The sequence below is a fragment of the Bradyrhizobium altum genome (assembly GCF_020889705.1).
GTDB lineage: Bacteria > Pseudomonadota > Alphaproteobacteria > Rhizobiales > Xanthobacteraceae > Bradyrhizobium > Bradyrhizobium altum.
This window is the reverse complement of sequence record NZ_JACMYP010000084.1, coordinates 14,688-30,682: the sequence shown is the minus strand read 5'-3', so window position 1 is coordinate 30,682 and position 15,995 is coordinate 14,688. Positions and strand designations below refer to the sequence as shown.

The window sequence follows — 15,995 nt, the reverse complement described above, 5'->3', positions numbered from 1 at the left end:
CCCCCCACCTTCGTTTTGACTGCACGAAGGTTCTCTCTCTGAAGGGAGTATTATCGGGCTGCTAGAGCCGAATTCCATGAATGTGGCATCTCGGGCTGCCGAAATCCTGCATCAAATCGAGCAAATTCGAAGCTTTATGTCAGCCGTGTCGGGCAAACGGAAGGCGGCGGTTAGCTGGGTGACACCCTCGGTGCGGTTAGATCGATGGACGCGAAGTCGTTCCAATGCTCAGGTCGTGATTGAGATATGCTCCGAGGGCTGGCGACGCGCCTCACATCGGGCAAGCGCTGTGACATCGAGCGTCTTGTAGCGCGGCGCGCACGATTGGAGGCGGCAGGGCACTAGGTAGGGCGCCGGCGGAGTGGCGCTGACAGCACCCTGGTTTATCTCGGCCGGGAGATTTCCTCGAACCTGAGCTTACTTGTTGTGTGCGCGAAGCACACGTTATACTGATCGCCGCCGGGAGGCTCGCCCAAACTACAGCCTCGACTGAAATACCCAGGGGCGCCGCGTCATTGATATCGGCACCCTTGTGTCCGCAACGGCAGCACCAGAAGCGTTAAGTCTAGGTCCTTCACGAATTCATCCGGCGGAGCCGCTGCCGAAGCTGTGTCAGACCTGTTGGGACACGCGACTCGCTGTTGGGGGAACGCACCGACGAGCGATTCTACTCTGGAATCCGTGCGCGAATCCGAATTGCTGAACGTCATCGCGCGGCTCTTAGCCCGAACCATCGGCGGTGATGAGCGGTGATGAGATCCGTGATGCGCTCCAGCAATCCGGCTTCGTTCTCATAGATCGTAGCAATGCACAGCGTCTGCTTGGGCGCGTGTCTATCCAAGGTCTTTGCCCGCTTTTCCATGGGCAGCCGCCCAGGAGAGTTTCGGCGCCAGCCATAGACCCCCAATGATTAGCCATCTTTTGAAGCAGTCACACTCGCTCCTCTCTGCACGTGACGCGCAGAGAGCCCGTAGCCAAATTTGTGCCGCATCAGCGCACACCCTGCCGCCATCGCCAGCCCCTTAAGGTAGGCTAGCATCGCCGCCGGATCGTGCTGGAACGGACTGATCTCGAGAAGGCGCTGGATATCGGCTTCGCCCACACCACAAGGGTCGCGCGCTTTGTCAGTCATGCCACTTGCTCTTCGTTGGTGAGACCCAGCCGGCTTACCTGAATGCTTGGCCATGCGTCAGGCGCGCGTTGTGAACGTGGTTGATGATCGGAATTACGGCACGCCAAAGCGCAGTCAGGATTCGCGATCTCGGCAGGCAGGTTCCAGGAACTTGCGAATGCAGCCATCCGCCTAACCTCCCTAATCACCACGGCCCCCGGCAATTGGGGCGCAGCCGAAGTTCACACGCGCCCATGTTGAGTGACTATACCGACCCAGAAATATCGATTTCTGCAATTTTCTTGGACGGGAAGCGCAATCCATCGTCATTGCCGCCGACGAAAGTGAAATCCCTCAGAATATAACTTGGACGCGCCTAGTCGTCGGGCGCGTCCCTCAGCCGTACCGCAGTGCGCTCCGTCTGTCGCTTTTCAACATCGCTCGTCCGCGCTTTAACTGCTCCGCTTTGGCTTCCAACGCATTGCGCGGGTTGGAAAGCTGGCAGGATCGGCGCATGCGGCTCTCGGGGTGATGTCGCGACAGAAATGGCTTTAACGCCGGCCGGAGGACAGCGACCCAATCGGCGGCGTCATGTGGCGCTCGACAGAAAAGGTTGCCGCCGTCCGGCGGCCTGCTATTGCGGCGTGTGCACCGTCTCGTTGCAACTCGTCAATTGGACACACAATTCCGGCAAGAATACCGCCAAAATCGACGAAATCCGTCTCCAAAACGCGACTAACGTGAATTGATCTTAGGCCATTGTTTGAGCGCCTGAATGGCATTGCTGAGCATGAGTTCTCTTGAGATCGTCGACCGTGAGCGCTACGCGGCCGAGGCCCCGCTCGCAGAGTGCGGCTACATCAGACCTTACTGTCAGACCTCTTGGCCAGATAGGAACTGGCCTAGGAATGTCGTGCCGCATCTCGACGTGCTTTGCGATACCGATAACCTCGCCTGCCGAGACTTCGGACTGGGTCCGTCCTATCTCGAGCAAGGCAATAGATATTCACGGGCGATATCCACATCGGCGACGTCCGCGACATTCGTGCCGGTGGCACCCTGATGATCGCGATGCTCATCCTCGAGCGCGACGCCAAGCGCTACATTCTCCATCAGCGGATGATTGACGATCGCGACGGCGCCCAGGCGGCGGCGAAGCACAGCTTCAGGCGAGCCCGATCTGCTCCGGAAAGCGCAGGGCGGACAAAGTGGCAAGCACACCGCGCGAAGCGCTATTTGTTCAACCCCAGCTAGGGGGGTGACCCACATGGTATTTACAAAGGAGTTCTTAATGTCTCGAAAAGTGATCGTCACATGCGCAGTCACCGGTGGGGGCTCCGCTGTCCTTGCGAAGCATCCAAGCATCCCCAAGACGCCGTCTCAGATTGCAGAGGCGGCCCTGGAAGCTGCAAAATCAGGAGCAGCGGTCGTCCACATTCACGTCCGCGATCCAGAAACCGGAGCCGCGTCGAACCAGTTTGAGCTATACGAGCAGGTTGTCAAGAAGCTTCGGGACGCGGCCACCGATGTCATCCTCAACTTGACATGCGGAATGGACGGAACTCTGACGCTTGATTCTCTTGATCCCATAGGTATCGCCAAAGCGACCACACTCAAGAATCCCACGGGGCGCTGTATTCACGCAATCAAACTTCAGCCAGAGCTTGCTACTCTGGATTGCGGCACGATGACGTTCGGGGAGAGCCTGTATGTTGCACGCATGTCCGATTTGCGAGAGATGGCGACCCTTATGCGAGAAGCCGGCGTCAAGCCCGAGCTCGAATGTTTCGAGCTAGGCCACATTGAAAACGCCAAGAAGCTAATATCGGAAGGCAAAATTGATAGCCCCCCGCTCTTTCAATTTTGCCTCAGCACCGGCTATGGCGCCCCCGCCGTGCCTATTGTCATGCAGGCGATGCGAGAGATTTTGCCCACAGGGGGCATCTGGGGTGGATTCGGCTGCAGTGCCGACGAAATGCCTGTTGTCGCACAGCTGGTGGCATTGGGTGGGCATGTCCGAGTTGGATTGGAGGACAATATTTATCTTCGACGAGGCGTGCTGGCATCTAACGCCCAGCTCGTCGAGAATGCAGTTGGAATCATTGAGCGCATGGGCGCTAGCGTCGCTACACCAGCCGAGGCCCGGAAGATTCTTGGCGTTGTGAAACGCGGATAGCAGCGATGCGTCGATCGAAATTGCGCCCTGGTCGGGGGACATCTCCGACTAGGGCATTTCGCCGCTCGCCGGCGATGGGACCATCGACCAGTTGCTGCCCGCGCTTTTGGGCACAGCGAAGACAAACCACTAGTAATTTGCTAATCTCCTTAGGATCCTTCGTCAGCGCTCGACGCCCGACCTTGTCGGTTGAGACGATGCGCTGATCACATACCGGGGGTCTCCTTTAGTGCAGTTGCCGAGCATCGGCTGACCGGGCCCTGCTCGGCCTTGGCTCCCTTGTGTCTCGATCTATGCGTCGACCTCAGGTCCGAATACGGATAAGCCCTTCCTGGACCGCCGAGGCGACGAGACGTCCGTCCTGCGCGAAGAACCGGCCATGAGCGAGGCCGCGGGCGCCGCTGGCCGACGGGCTGTCCATCACGAACAGGAGCCACTCGTCCATGCGAAACGGCCGGTGGAACCAGATTACGTGATCCAAGCTGGCAGACTGCATGCCCGGCGTGACCCAGGTCAGACCGTGTGGCCGCATAACCGCGCCCAACAGATTTATATCCGAAACATAGGCGAGCAAGGCCCGGTGCAGGGCCGGACGGTCCGGAAGCGTGCCAAGGGCGCGATACCAGACGCTGAGCAACGGTGGCTGTGCTTCCGGGTTCGGAATGCCGGTTGGATCTACGGGACGGATCTCGACCGCACGTTCGAGGGACAATTGTGCGCCAACCGCATCCGGCTTGCTATCCATGTAGTTGCGGCCGATCTGGGCTTGCGACAGGAGCCCCTCGGGGCCGGACGTCTTCGGCATGAGGTCTTGATGCTCGAGCCCGGCCTCTTCACGCTGGAAGGAGGCGCTCAAGGTGAAGACCGTGCGGCCATCCTGGGTCGCATCCACGCGCCGCGTAGCGAAGCTCTTGCCGTCGCGAATCCGCTCCACCTGGTAAGTGACTGGCATGCGCTCGTCGCCCGATTGCAGGAAATACCCGTGCACCGAATGCGCGGCTTGATCCTCGCGAACCGTCTGCTGAGCAGCCGCCAGTGCCTGGGCCAAAAACTGTCCACCGAACACGTAGCCCCACTTCAGATTGAGGCTGCGGCCGCGGAAGCGGTCCGTCGCGATGCGTTCGGGCTCGAGATGGTTAACCACGTCCTTCAACGACGCAGCTGCATCACCTTGCCAGATCATGTCGTTCGCAACTCCGATAGAAATGATGACGACTCAAGCTGAATTAGACGTTAAAACGAACTTCGACGCTCTCTCGTATCGAGAGACGCGCGACAATCGCCGCTCACGGCGGGCCTGCTACCGAACCGCGATCGCGTTGAGTGAGGATAGATTGAACTGGCGTATGTGCATGGCTGGCATCGTGTTCGTGAAGCTGGCAATGCAGCCTGTAATGAGCAAGCTGCAGTGCGCCCCTCACACGGTCGTGGGGCAAGCCTAGCGACGCAACTCTGTTGTCATGTCTCACGGCGATCCGTTCCGTTACTGACTGGCTTGCGCTTGAGGCCTACGCTTTCAGAGCTTCGCACTAGGTCCCGGTTCATCTCAGGTGAATTGGTGCTTTCGAGACCTGTCGAACACCTGTTAGATTGACTACTGCTCGTCCCTCAGCTGCTCGGCACGTTTGCGCAAGTAGCGCGTGGCGGCGAGCAGCAACGCTGTCAGGAAGATCTTGAGCGTCGACACGGCTCCGATCGCGAGCTCAAGCTGGAAGCGCAGATCATCCCATATGTGTCGCGGCAACATGACGGCGTCGGATCGAGACAGGAACAGTGCGACCACCTCGTCGAGCGAGGTGATGAACGCGAACAGAGCCCGTCGAGGATGCCCGGCCGGATCAGCAGTTATATGCCACAATGTACCGCCCTCCGTCGCGTCGATGCTCAACGGCGTGTGCTCAAGCCCATGATCGATTCTGGCGAGGCTGGCGCTCACGCTAGTCACGACATGTTTGTGTCGATACGATTGCCACGTGCGTGTTGACCAAGCCATAGCGCGAAACGGCATAGTAAAATCTGATCGCGACGCCGACGAACCTCGGCTCGCGATAGCCGAGCGCTCCCGACAGCAGCAAGCGTACCGAGCATGGTCGAAAACCGCCACCATACCTCCACAGACCCTAGAACAATTAGCGCGCGTGTTCTGTCGTATCATTAAAGAGGTGTTCACGAGTAGAAACGCCAAAAGTCGGACCTGAATCAGATAAATCCTGCAAAATAAGGACGCCTTCTGCGGTTTAGACGCTGAGCCATCGGCCGCTAGTCTGCGTCCGCCAGTGCGGCCAGAAACAGTGCCCTCGCGCTTGCCCCCGCCATGGTCTTCGATCTGCCACTCGGCGCGCTAGGTCGTCGGCGCCAGGGCAACGAGCGCCGTCGCCGTGATCGGCCCGATTCCTGGGATTGTCATCAGCCGCTTCGCTTCGACATCCTCTTTGGACGCCGGGCAAGCTCTCGGTCGAGCAGTGCCCCCTCCCGTCCAGTGATCGCAACTGCTCGGCGAGCAGCCGCAGGATCGGTCTGGCTAACTCTGGAATGTCGGTGTCATGGTCGTCGATCGCGGACACGAGTTTGGCAACACGGGAGGAGCCTTGCGCAGCCACCATCCCAAATTCAGCGAGACGGCCGCGGATCGCATTGATTGTTTGGGTGCGCTGACGCACCAGGAGGTCGCGGGCGCGAAACACAACGCCGCCGCCTGCTGCTCTACGCTCCTTACCGCCACGAAACGATCGCAGATCGCTTCCGCATCGGTGGCATCATTCATCTGCCACTTAACGGAAGGCTTTACATAGTCCGGCGCAAAGAGTCGCACCGCATGCCCCACCTCCCGATCTCGCGCGCCCAGTAATGGCTGCTGGCGCAGGCCTACATGGCGACCGTGCAAGTCGGCTGCGCGGCAAGAAATTTGAGCACCTGGTCCCGACGCAGCTTCTTGCGGAAAAGCACGGTTCCTGATGCATCCGCGCCGTCATTTGGAATACATTCTTCGCCAGATCAAACCCGATTATGCTAACTTCCGACATGGACGCCTCCGTTCAAGTGATGGTCAAGCACAGCGATGCCGTGAGGGGGCGTCCACCCCATCAACTTGCCCGCTCCATAAAGTTCATGGCGTGCGAGAGGCCATCCAAGCGATCGTAGCGAGCCTGCTCTATCTTCCGCCGTATAGTCCCGACTTCAATCCGATCGAAATGGCCCTTTTCCAAAGCCGCTGTTGCGCGCCGCCGCCGCGCGCTCGATGCCAGATCTTTGGCGAGCAATCGCCACCGCAATCAACCGCTTCGCCAGACGAGTGTCGAAACTATCTCGCCGCCGCAGGATACGACGCAACGTGATCGGAATATGCTCTAGACAAGAAGCCGCGCGAGCAGATGCACTTGACGTCAAATATTTCCACGAAGATCTCGACGTCACCGCAGTCTATGTCGCGAGACATTCGGCGGTTGGAGAAGTCGCGTACCGTACGCCTATCAGTATCGGAAGAAGCACCTTCCATCGACGAGAGAAGTCGGTTAGAATCCCGTCACAATTTCCGACAGCGCTGGGCGCGGGCGGTCTTCGCTCAGCTTGATCGGCTTGCCGATATGGACGAGCCCGGCGAGCGGCGAGCCGCCGTTTTTCGCCCTCGATACCGGCCGCCGGCGTACCCGGATTCTTGCGTGCGAAGACGCGCGCGATCACCTCGCCGGCGCGCATCCGCGCTTCACCCTCGAAAATGATGAAGCGCAAGGGCGCGAGCTGGCCATGGTCCGGCACGCGCGCACCGATGGTCAGGATCGTATCGAGCTCGGCCGGCGATGGGCCGGGCTCCATCATCTCGCGAGGCCTAATTGAACGGCGGGTTTTCAGGAGTTCGATGGCGTCGGGCACGGAGCTTTCCTCCTCGGCTGGCCGTCGGGCATTTCATACCTGACATAGGCATGCGCTTGCGCCCCAAGTAAGCAAGTGGCAGTAGGAAGCGAGCACTGTAGACAGCGGTGTGCAGCGACCTATTGCGAGTCTTAACAGTCTATGTGATTCCGCTGTTCGGGTGGGCTTCTGTTGTCTACTCAGCGATCCTCGACCGATCCGTTAACCTTGCCCTACGTGTACAGGACACAGGAGATCGGGCGTCGTCGCCCTTACCATTTGCGCAGTGAAACCTATTGCGCATGACTGTAACCTGAATAGCGATTTCGCGCTCAATTGCTCTGGCGTGAGGATTGTCCCTCCAAAAGCAATTCGCCCGCCGTGGTGTTAGTACTGCGATCGCACTCGATCGCCGAAAGCAGTGCTTGCCGCTGGTCCGAGCCAGAAGACGTTTCCTCCAGCTGACGCAGAACAAGATTGCTGTGTGTGCACATTCATGTGACTGTAAAGAGGTGCCATGCATAAAGACGATGAAAATCGCCAGGAATTGACGAGATGTTGCAAGATGCAGACGCCTCCAATGTTCACCATCGGCGAAGTTAACCACGCCGCGCCCAAGCACAAGCGAGCGCGGATATTTCCGGCCATTAAAGCGGAGGCCCGATCCGAAGACTCCGACGCTTGCGTGTCGGGAGAGCGCCTCTCTATCCTTGCGTCATGTCGGCAATCGAAAGCTCATTGGGAATTTCCGCTGTGTCGTACACCGATACAGTTCGTTGAACTTCGTAATTCTGGATGCTGCCCAGCCGCGACAAGGCTTATAGGAACGCTACTTCCATCGCGTGCACCGAAGTCGCTTTCATGGTCTGAGCGGCTATGGCGCGCTCGACCCGATCAGTTCGCCTCTCGGGCGCCGGCTCGCTCGTGAAGCGAGAGTTGTCGTATTGGGACTCTGCGACACCGCGGGCTTATTGCGGCACCAGCTCTCGCCAATCAGGCGCAGAATTTCAGCCACATCAGGGCGTAAATTAGGGAAATTCGGGCTTCAAAGCGTGCCATGCTTCGTAAATTGCATCGCAAACTGCGCGCGCATTGCCGTCGTGCTGCTCGGACGTAGTGACAGACAACCCGCATGAGACAATGCTCATACTCAACAAGCGGGCGTAGGAAGCCGCATTCGCGCGACATGCTGATGAAATTCAACATCTCTCACGGGGCGGCGCAGTGCCAACGCAAGCGCCGAAGACTGCGTTGTACTCGAGTGAGCGGGGAGTCACTATCACCCGGTGCAATTGCTGTGAAGCGGAAGGCGATGTATCTCGCACTTTGACTGTGAAAAATGATTGGAACGCCGATGAACGATGAGATTATCGACGCCGCGAAGAAGCATTTCGCGTCTAACTATTTCGAAGCTCGTCAAAAATTTCGTAACTATCTCGACGACGCACGCGTTGGCGAGGCCGCAGTCTATCCGTCGCCAGCCTGCGGACCTTGCGGAGAAGGACTCTCGACGGATGTTGCTTGGTTCGGTGACCCGAGCGCCGCAAATGTGGGGGTTATGATATCGGCGACGCATGGCGTCGAAGGGTATTGCGGCTCCGCTGCGCAGCTCGATTGGCTGGCTGGGCGTGGTTACGAGAGACTCGGATCTGACGAGGCGATTTTGCTGATCCATGCGATCAATCCATATGGGTTCGCCTGGGATCGGCGCGTCACGCAAGAAGGTTGCGACCTCAATCGAAATTTTATTGATTTCACGGCTCCCTTACCGCCCAATGAAGCGTACGACTTACTGGCGGATTGTCTTGTGCCGCGTGAGGTGAGTGGACCCGTTGTGGACGCTGCCGACGCTGCCATAGAAACATTTCGTGCAGCACACGGTGACCTCGCTTACCGAAAGGCGCGAACTGGTGGACAGTACCGACATCCAACAGGGCTGTTTTTCGGTGGTTTCGGCCCTACAGTCGCACGTCAAACACTCGAACGAATCGTGTCAGACTACGATATAGGATCTCGTCGGTTTGTTTTAGTTGTCGACTATCACACGGGCTTGGGGCCTTACGGCTATGGTGAGCTACAATGCGAGCAGGCATCGGGTATGTCAGGGTACGAACGGGCGCGTGAGATCTTTGGCCCCACGGTCACGTCGCCTGATCTTGGTACCTCATCGGCTGTTGTACTCAATGGCACGCAGGATGACTACTGGCAGCGGCTCCTCGGCGATCGGCACATCTACGTTTGCTTAGAGTTCGGAACCTATCCTTCGGAGGCAGGCCGTCCAGCATTGCGCACGGATCATTGGCTGTACGCGTATGGTCAAACAGAGATCGAAACAGATTTTGGTTTTGAGGTTCGACGCCGTGTGAGGCAGCACTTCTATCCTGACAGACTCGATTGGAAGGAAATGGTACTATGGCGGAGTCGCCAGGTTCACAGACAGATGCTTGAGGGCTTACGACTGTGAAGCTCGGCTGTCGCCTCTCGCTAGAGGTTACCTCCGATAGTCTGAGTTTCGGAAGTAATTGCCGCATCCTTTATACGTGACTTGGAGCGCTTCGTCCGTACGCGCTTCCCTCGTGAGCACATCAGGTGCAGGCCTCTCTCAATCCGGTACCAGCTTCGCTCATCCCCTTACACGGTAGGGGAATCACATATGGCCCCGGAGAGATTGCCAAGCGAGTGGAACTGGATTCTTTAGGTATCTCTCGATTCCCAAGGGAGACCAGAATGCGCAAACTCAAACGCGCGTTTCGACTGCTCAAGGATCCGCGCGCCAGCAATGTTCGACACGAGCTGGTGGAGATCCTCGTCATCGAGTTGGCGGCGACGCTGGCTGGCGCCAAGACCTGCACCGAGTTCGAATTCTTCGGCAAAGACCGAGAGGAGCTGTTGCGGTGGTTCCTGGAGCTCAGGCACAGCGTCCCAAGCCACGACGCGTTCAGCAACGTCTTCCGTGCGCTGGCCCCGAAGGGTCATAAGCGGCAAGGAGACGCCGTCTGGCGGAGTGGTTGAGCGATCGGCTATTGGCCGCTGAGGTTTTGAGCCATGTGAGCTTCTATGTCTGCGCCTAGTTCTGGAACTAGAACCTTCCATATGATTGAAGCCGTCGCCGACCGTCTTGAGGGAGCCCGCGGCAGCTTCGCCGACGCTGGTCGGACGAGTTTAAGGCCCAAGTCGTGACAGAGGCGCTGGAGACTGGCGCGAGCGTATCGGCGATCGCTCGCCGGATTGGCATTCACCCCTCGCAGCTGTTTGCCTGGCGCCGTGATGCTCGGGCGGAACGATATTATCGCGAGCGGCACTCGAGTTGCGGGGGTGAGATGGCGTCTTTGTCAGGCGCAGTGATCGAAATTGCCATTGGCGAGGTGATCGTGCGCGCCGGCGTGGACGTCGACGAGGCGCAGCTGCAGCGGGTGATCCGGGCGGTACGTTCGGCATGATCCCCTCCGGCGTGAAGGTGTTCCTGGCCAGCCATCCAGTCGACTTCCGCAAGGGTATCGATGGGCTTGTTGCGCTGGTGCGCGATGCGGGCTCAGATCCGTTCGACGGTGCGCTTTACGTGTTCCGGGCGAAAAGGGCCGACCGAATAAAGATCGTATGGTGGGATGGCTCCGGCGTGTGCCTCTATTTAAAACGGCTTGAGAAGGCGAGGTTCTGCTGGCCGCGGATCGGACATCATCGGGTGCAGCTGAATGCTGCGCAGTTGATGGCCCTGGTCGATGGGATGGACTGGAAGCGGGTCCGGACCGCGGCGGTCAAGCCGCCGGAGATTGTTGGGTAAAAGCACTGCGGCGAAGTGAATCAGTGAGCTGAAAGGGCAAGAGAACCGGGGCAAAATGTGCTCTGGTCGGGCCAATGACGCGGCCCGATCTCAGCCTCCCGAGTGACGTAGAGACGCCGAAGGCCATGGTGCTTGCCATGGCCGATAAAGCGGCCCGCGCCGATGCTCTGGAGAGCGAAGTCGCCGATCTCAAGGCCCGCAACGCCGATGCCGATGCGCGCATCGCGCGGCTGACGCAGATCCTGAAGGCCTTCGACCGCGCCCGGTTCGGCCGACGATCGAAAAGCTCGGCTCGGCGAACGGCGACGATGAACAGCGGGCCTTCGTCTTCGAGGAGATCAAGACCGGCATCGCTGCGATCAAGGCCCAGGTCAGCAAGGGGCGTGCGCAAGCGGATGGTAAGCGTGCACCGCGTCGGCGCAAGGGCTTTGCGCCCCGTCTGGAACGGATCGAAACTGTCATTGAGCCGCAAGAGCTGGCTGAGCATGCCGGCAAGCAGAGGGTGCTGATCGGCGAGGACGTGTCGGAGCGCCTGGATGTGGTTTTGCCTCCAGAGGAAGTCTGTTTGGGCGCGAGACCAACCCAAGCCGCAAAATCTCGCCCCTTGGAAAAGGTCTCCGCCGACGGCGCCAAGGCCTCTATCGCTGTAGCAGATTGCGCCGATTCCCGGAATGGTCATTAAACGAGAGGCGACTTTGTCCTGTCTCGCGCGCACCCGCAGTCCCTTCTCCAGCTCTGCAACCTGCTCCGACAGAGATTCCACATGCTTCGAGAGATTTTGGCAAACGCTGCGAGCCAGATCAGGCAGGTCCGGATATGTTGCCAGGAGCTCAGCCAATCGGGGGATATGTCTCACGCCCTGAGCCACGATCAACCCGTATTCCGCAAGATGCCCGCGCAAGGCGTTAATCGCCTGTGTACGCTATCGAACCAAGAGATCACGAACCTTGAACGCCATGGAAGTTGCTTCTCGGCGCTCTTGACGCCGACAAAGCGCATCGTTGGTCGAGACGCGGCTTCGGCGATCGCTTCGGCATCCGGTGCATCGTTCTTCTGATGTTTAACGATGGGCTTCACGTACGAGGGATGGATCAGCCGGATATCGTGGCCGAACTTACCGATCTCCCGTCCCCAATAATGGGCACTGGCGCAGGCCTCCATCGCGACCACACACCTCGGCAACTCCGCGAAAAACTCAAGCAATCTGCCACGGTGGAGTTTCTTACGCAGAACGGTCCTCCCCTGCCCAGCTCCGTGGACCTGGCTGAACCGCCCCGGGTTTGCCGGAGGCTCCAACTCCTGAGAGGATGGAGCCATGACGAGCAAGACGACGAACAAATTTTCGCCTGAGGTCGGGGACCGTGCGGTTCGGATGGTTCTGGATCATGCCGGCGAGCACCCTTGGCGCTGGGCGGCAGTGACATCGATTGCGGCCAAGATCGGCTGCACCTCGCAGACGCTGCATGACTAGCAGACCTTGCGGCAGATCTCCGGCAAATCAAAACTGGCCGAGGCGATCCGCTATGCCGTCTCACGGCGTGCCATCTTCGAACGCTTCCTGACCGACGGCAGCATCGAGCTCGACTCCAACATCGTCGAACACGCCATCAGACCACAGACAATTACGAGAAAGAACAGCCTGTTCGCGGGCAGCGACGGCGGCGGACGAAGCTGGGCGACCATCGCAACACCGCTGCAGACAGTGAGAATGAACAACGTCGATCCGTTCGCCTGGCTCACCCTAACGCTTCAGCGTATCGCCAGCGGCTGGCCGAGCGACGAAATCGACGCGCTTATGCCATGGAACCACGCCGCGTGACGGCCTCAGCTTGCCGCTTACGAAGGGTCTGGAAGCAGTTTGCGCAGGTTCAGCAAGAGCTTCGGCGTCAAGGGCGCGGTCAGCATCGACGGCAAGGCCCCGCGCAGGGCCTTCATGCGCGGCCGACAGGCTACGCCATTGCATATGGTCAATGTCTCGGCGGCGGCCACTCGCACGGCGCTGGTAAGGCCCCAATCGCAACGAGGTTGATGGCGTTCTCGAAGTCCTCGCCCTGCTCGATCTGGAAGGCGCTCTTGTCACCGCCGATGCTCTGCATTGCCGGCCCGACACGGCGCAGGCCATCCGCGACCGGAAGGGCCACTATGTGTTGGCCATCAAGAGCAATCGCGGCCGTCGCGCCGGCACCCAGTTGGCAAAGCAACACGGCCTCCCCGCTATCGCCGCCGTCGGCCGCATCGACAGTTGACGCGCCAATGCCGGCAAGGCCACCAAGCACACGGCCCGATACTTCTTGGCCTCGCGCCTGCTGTCGGCCGGGAAGCTGCTCGACGTCGTGCGCGCGACGTTCTGTTCGACGAGGACGCTTGCCGCAGTCGCAAGGACCCTGCCGCCGAATATCTCGCTGTCATCCGCAAGCTGGCCATCAATGCCCTGCAGGCCACGCCAGGTCCTGCGCGCACCAGCCACAAAATGCTGCAGGCCAGATGGAACAACGACTTCCTTCTCTCTGTACTCGTCCATGCGATAGCCTACCCTACTTCGGGGACCGCCCGCGCTACTCCGCCTGCCTCTATCGCTATGGCAAACGATTGGATGATCGTGGCATAGCGCGCGGCGGTCTGAATCGTCGCCGCTATGACTCCCGCGTTTTGTACCACCTTCTCATGCGCATCGATACAGGCGGCGCAGCCATTGATGGCAGAGACCGCGAGCGACCACAACTCGAAATCGACCTTATCGTCGCCCGGATTGTCAATGACGTTCATGCGTAGGCGCGCCGGCATCGCGCGGTATTCCCTGTTGGACGCAAGGTGCACGAAACGGTAGTAGACGTTGTTCATGGCCATCACGGATGCTGCCCCCTTTGCCGCCGCGCGTCAGCTTCTTCGCCGCAAGCGCTTCGAACGCTGGGTGTTTCGTCAGAGAGCATAGACGAGAGATTGAGCTGCACGTCCTTGGCGAAGTCCGGTATCTGGCCCAACAGATCGTCGATTAACATCGGCACGTCAGGCCACGTTTAGCGTTTCCCCGCCGATCTGGCGGTTACAGGGACAGAGTTGATCAGTCTGCAGCGCATCCAGCACGCGCAGCGTGTCCTTTGGCGCGCGGCCGACATTGAGGTTGGTCGCATAGACGTGTTGGATCGTGTTATCGGGGTCAACGATGAAAGTATAGCGATAGGCGACGCCGTCGGGCGACCTCACGCCGAGGCCGTCCACCAGTGACCCCGTGGTGTCGGCAAACTGCCAGATCTGCAAGCGATGCAGGTCCTTATGGTCGCGCCGCCAGGCGAGCTTGCAGAATTCATTATCTGTCGAACCGCCGAGCACCACGGCGTCGCGGTCCGCAAAGTCCCTTGATAACCTGGCGAATTCGGCAATCTCCGTCGGACAGACGAAGGTGAAATCCTTCGGGTAGAAGAAGATAATCTTCCACTTGCCCGGAAAGCTCTGCTCTGTCAGCGGTTCGAACGCGCTTTGCCCCTTTTCTTCCTGAAGCTGAAATCCGGGCTTCACGCCGACGACTTCAAACGATGGCAGCTTATTTCCAATTCCACGCATAGTTTGTCCTACCATTCCTAGACGCTGCGAGAACTCACGTGCGATTGTCGGCATCCGCTCAAGAAACAAGATGATGTGCCAGTCAGCGGCTACACGGCGGGATACTAGAACTATTTCCTACCGACTTTCGCGAGTTCGTCCATTACTTGCTTGGTCGCCCGGTAGGCCAGATCAACAATCTCGTCGATCTCACCCTCGGATACAACAAGCGGTGGAGCGAAACCGAGAATGTCCCCATGGGGCATGGAGCGGGCGATAAGCCCCCGATCACGGGCAGCTTTCGAGATGCGGGCACCCACCTTGAGCTCCGGATCAAATCGGCGCTTCGTCTGGCGATCCGCAACGAATTCGACGGCGCCGAGTAAGCCCACGCCTCGCACTTCACCAACTATTTCTAGCTGTGCGAACCGTTCCTTGAGTCGCTTTTGGAAGTGCGAACCGACGATCCGTGCGCGATCGCTCAGTCGTTCCCTCTCTACGATATCGAGGACTGCATTAGCAGCAGCCGCCGCAATCGGATGGCCGGAATAGGTGTAGCCGTGCGAAAATGCTCCGACTCGATCGGCCGCATCCTCCATGACGGCATAGACCCTCTCACCGACAATGGCACCTGAGAGCGGCATGTATCCGGATGTCAGCCCTTTCGCGACCGTCACAAGATCCGGCTCGATCCCGTATAGCGTACTACCAAAGTCGGCGCCGGTTCGACCGAATCCACAAATTACCTCGTCGGCGATCAGAAGTATGTCGTAACGCCTGAGCACGGCCTGAACTTCGCGCCAGTAGCCAGCAGGAGGCGGGGTAATGCCCCCCGTACCCATCACCGGTTCGGCAATCAAGGCACCGATCGTATCCGGCCCTTCTCGCACGATCAGCTCTTCAAGCTCGGCCGCACGCCGGCAAGAAAAGGCCTCCTCCGTCTCACCCGGCTCAGCGCCCCAGTAGTGGTGCGGTGCGCCGGTGTGCAAAATGCCTGGGAACGGAAGATCCATATGATCATGGTAGAAGGACATACCGGTCATCGAACCGGAAATGACCGAGCAGCCATGATAGCCGCGCTCGCGTGAGATTATCTTCTTCTTCTTGGGTTGGCCGCGAAGATTGTTATAATACCAAACAAGCTTAGCTTGGGTTTCGTTGGCGTCTGAGCCGGATAGACCAAAAAATACCTTGCTTGGCTTACCCGGCGCCATTCGTACGAGACGATGAGACAGGGTCGCAAGCTCTTCGGTGGTATGGGCCGCATAGGTGTGGTAGTATGCCAGCTTGTAAGCCTGCCGTGCGATGGCCTCAGCCACTTCGGTCCGGCCGTATCCGATATTTACACAGTAAAGGCCAGCAAAGCCATCGATGTAACTGCGCCCATGCGCGTCTTCGATTCGGATTCCTTTACCTCTATTGACGATCGTGGGATCCCCGTTCTTGCCGCTGGCATATTCCTTGAGCTGTGTGAAAGGATGAAGGACACTCGAGCGATCGAGCTCAGCGATGGTCCTAAGTTCAGTCATACCGAATTC

The 15,995-nt window shown here is 58.9% G+C and carries 11 protein-coding genes and 10 pseudogenes; 10 read left to right on the top strand and 11 right to left on the bottom strand.

All coding sequences use genetic code 11. The features are described from left to right. Positions 1–910: 910 nt before the first annotated feature. Complete coding sequence (locus tag H8B02_RS21100) at positions 911–1,132, bottom strand: hypothetical protein (protein ID WP_229167989.1); 222 nt, start codon at positions 1,130–1,132, stop codon at positions 911–913. Positions 1,133–2,173: 1,041 nt separating this feature from the next. On the opposite strand from H8B02_RS21100, the gene H8B02_RS21095 reads away from it, so the two are divergent. Further along, positions 2,174–2,365, top strand: coding sequence for a hypothetical protein (locus H8B02_RS21095; RefSeq protein WP_229167988.1), 192 nt, complete (start codon positions 2,174–2,176; stop codon positions 2,363–2,365). A gap of 13 nt (positions 2,366–2,378) precedes the next feature. Then, on the top strand, positions 2,379–3,287 hold the full coding sequence (locus H8B02_RS21090) for a beta-keto acid cleavage family enzyme (protein WP_229167987.1): 909 nt from the start codon (positions 2,379–2,381) through the stop codon (positions 3,285–3,287). A 304-nt stretch (positions 3,288–3,591) separates the two neighbouring features. Here H8B02_RS21090 and H8B02_RS21085 read toward each other — a convergent pair whose 3' ends face one another. From H8B02_RS21085 to H8B02_RS21075, 3 genes and pseudogenes are all read right to left on the bottom strand, one after another. After that, complete coding sequence (locus H8B02_RS21085; RefSeq protein ID WP_229167986.1) at positions 3,592–4,470, bottom strand: acyl-CoA thioesterase; 879 nt, start codon at positions 4,468–4,470, stop codon at positions 3,592–3,594. Positions 4,471–4,881: 411 nt separating this feature from the next. Continuing rightward, a complete protein-coding gene (locus H8B02_RS21080) occupies positions 4,882–5,223 on the bottom strand; it encodes an ABC transporter permease (RefSeq protein ID WP_229167985.1) in 342 nt (113 codons plus the stop codon). Between the two features lie 414 nt (positions 5,224–5,637). Beyond that, a pseudogene (locus H8B02_RS21075) lies at positions 5,638–6,310 on the bottom strand (IS110 family RNA-guided transposase); the annotation flags it as partial. 75 nt (positions 6,311–6,385) lie between these two features. Here H8B02_RS21075 and H8B02_RS21070 point away from each other — a divergent pair. Beyond that, a pseudogene (locus H8B02_RS21070) lies at positions 6,386–6,622 on the top strand (transposase); the annotation flags it as partial. A gap of 177 nt (positions 6,623–6,799) precedes the next feature. On the opposite strand, the pseudogene H8B02_RS21065 reads toward H8B02_RS21070, so the two are convergent. Further along, positions 6,800–7,157, bottom strand: a pseudogene (locus H8B02_RS21065) (nitroreductase family protein). A gap of 1,333 nt (positions 7,158–8,490) precedes the next feature. Between H8B02_RS21065 and H8B02_RS21060 the strand changes: the two are divergent. From H8B02_RS21060 to H8B02_RS21040, 5 genes and pseudogenes are all read left to right on the top strand, one after another. Then, complete coding sequence (locus H8B02_RS21060) at positions 8,491–9,600, top strand: M14 family metallopeptidase (RefSeq protein ID WP_229167984.1); 1,110 nt, start codon at positions 8,491–8,493, stop codon at positions 9,598–9,600. Between the two features lie 263 nt (positions 9,601–9,863). Continuing rightward, positions 9,864–10,148, top strand: a complete 285-nt coding sequence (locus H8B02_RS21055) for a transposase family protein (protein ID WP_229167983.1) — start codon at positions 9,864–9,866, stop codon at positions 10,146–10,148. Between the two features lie 128 nt (positions 10,149–10,276). Further along, positions 10,277–10,402: pseudogene (locus H8B02_RS49025) on the top strand (transposase); the annotation flags it as partial. Positions 10,403–10,572: 170 nt separating this feature from the next. After that, complete coding sequence (gene tnpB / locus H8B02_RS21045; RefSeq protein WP_027583889.1) at positions 10,573–10,917, top strand: IS66 family insertion sequence element accessory protein TnpB; 345 nt, start codon at positions 10,573–10,575, stop codon at positions 10,915–10,917. Between the two features lie 74 nt (positions 10,918–10,991). Further along, positions 10,992–11,515, top strand: a pseudogene (locus tag H8B02_RS21040) (transposase domain-containing protein); the annotation flags it as partial. Here the strand turns inward: H8B02_RS21040 and H8B02_RS49380 are convergent. Continuing rightward, positions 11,452–11,611, bottom strand: a pseudogene (locus H8B02_RS49380) (transposase); the annotation flags it as partial. The pseudogenes H8B02_RS21040 and H8B02_RS49380 sit on opposite strands and share 64 nt — an antisense overlap. Positions 11,612–11,772: 161 nt before the next feature. Then, positions 11,773–12,234: pseudogene (locus tag H8B02_RS49375) on the bottom strand (IS110 family transposase); the annotation flags it as partial. On the opposite strand from H8B02_RS49375, the pseudogene H8B02_RS21030 reads away from it, so the two are divergent. Both H8B02_RS21030 and H8B02_RS21025 read left to right on the top strand, forming a co-directional pair. Beyond that, positions 12,233–12,382 (top strand): annotated as a pseudogene (locus H8B02_RS21030) (IS3 family transposase); the annotation flags it as partial. The pseudogenes H8B02_RS49375 and H8B02_RS21030 sit on opposite strands and share 2 nt — an antisense overlap. A gap of 6 nt (positions 12,383–12,388) precedes the next feature. Continuing rightward, positions 12,389–12,736 (top strand): annotated as a pseudogene (locus tag H8B02_RS21025) (IS66 family transposase); the annotation flags it as partial. Between the two features lie 148 nt (positions 12,737–12,884). Here the strand turns inward: H8B02_RS21025 and H8B02_RS49300 are convergent. The 4 genes and pseudogenes from H8B02_RS49300 to H8B02_RS21005 form a co-directional block, all read right to left on the bottom strand. Then, the gene (locus tag H8B02_RS49300; protein WP_229167980.1) at positions 12,885–13,193 is read right to left on the bottom strand and encodes a hypothetical protein; all 309 of its coding nucleotides are present in this window, start codon (positions 13,191–13,193) and stop codon (positions 12,885–12,887) included. Between the two features lie 253 nt (positions 13,194–13,446). Then, positions 13,447–13,916, bottom strand: a pseudogene (locus H8B02_RS21015) (carboxymuconolactone decarboxylase family protein). A 7-nt stretch (positions 13,917–13,923) separates the two neighbouring features. Next, positions 13,924–14,478: a peroxiredoxin gene (locus H8B02_RS21010; RefSeq protein WP_229167979.1), complete on the bottom strand. Its 555-nt coding sequence runs from the start codon at positions 14,476–14,478 to the stop codon at positions 13,924–13,926. A gap of 110 nt (positions 14,479–14,588) precedes the next feature. Continuing rightward, complete coding sequence (locus H8B02_RS21005; protein WP_229167978.1) at positions 14,589–15,986, bottom strand: aminotransferase; 1,398 nt, start codon at positions 15,984–15,986, stop codon at positions 14,589–14,591. Positions 15,987–15,995: the final 9 nt, after the last annotated feature.

Bases quoted from the DNA above. Each gene is read 5' to 3' on its own strand.
- H8B02_RS21085 (WP_229167986.1), bottom strand. From the start codon at position 4,470: ATGATCTGGCAAGGTGATGCAGCTGCGTCGTTGAAGGACGTGGTTAAC.
- H8B02_RS21055 (WP_229167983.1), top strand. From the start codon at position 9,864: ATGCGCAAACTCAAACGCGCGTTTCGACTGCTCAAGGATCCGCGCGCC.
- H8B02_RS21095 (WP_229167988.1), top strand. From the start codon at position 2,174: ATGATCGCGATGCTCATCCTCGAGCGCGACGCCAAGCGCTACATTCTC.
- H8B02_RS21060 (WP_229167984.1), top strand. From the start codon at position 8,491: ATGAACGATGAGATTATCGACGCCGCGAAGAAGCATTTCGCGTCTAAC.
- H8B02_RS21010 (WP_229167979.1), bottom strand. From the start codon at position 14,478: ATGCGTGGAATTGGAAATAAGCTGCCATCGTTTGAAGTCGTCGGCGTG.
- H8B02_RS21005 (WP_229167978.1), bottom strand. From the start codon at position 15,986: ATGACTGAACTTAGGACCATCGCTGAGCTCGATCGCTCGAGTGTCCTT.
- H8B02_RS21100 (WP_229167989.1), bottom strand. From the start codon at position 1,132: ATGACTGACAAAGCGCGCGACCCTTGTGGTGTGGGCGAAGCCGATATC.
- tnpB (WP_027583889.1), top strand. From the start codon at position 10,573: ATGATCCCCTCCGGCGTGAAGGTGTTCCTGGCCAGCCATCCAGTCGAC.
- H8B02_RS21090 (WP_229167987.1), top strand. From the start codon at position 2,379: ATGGTATTTACAAAGGAGTTCTTAATGTCTCGAAAAGTGATCGTCACA.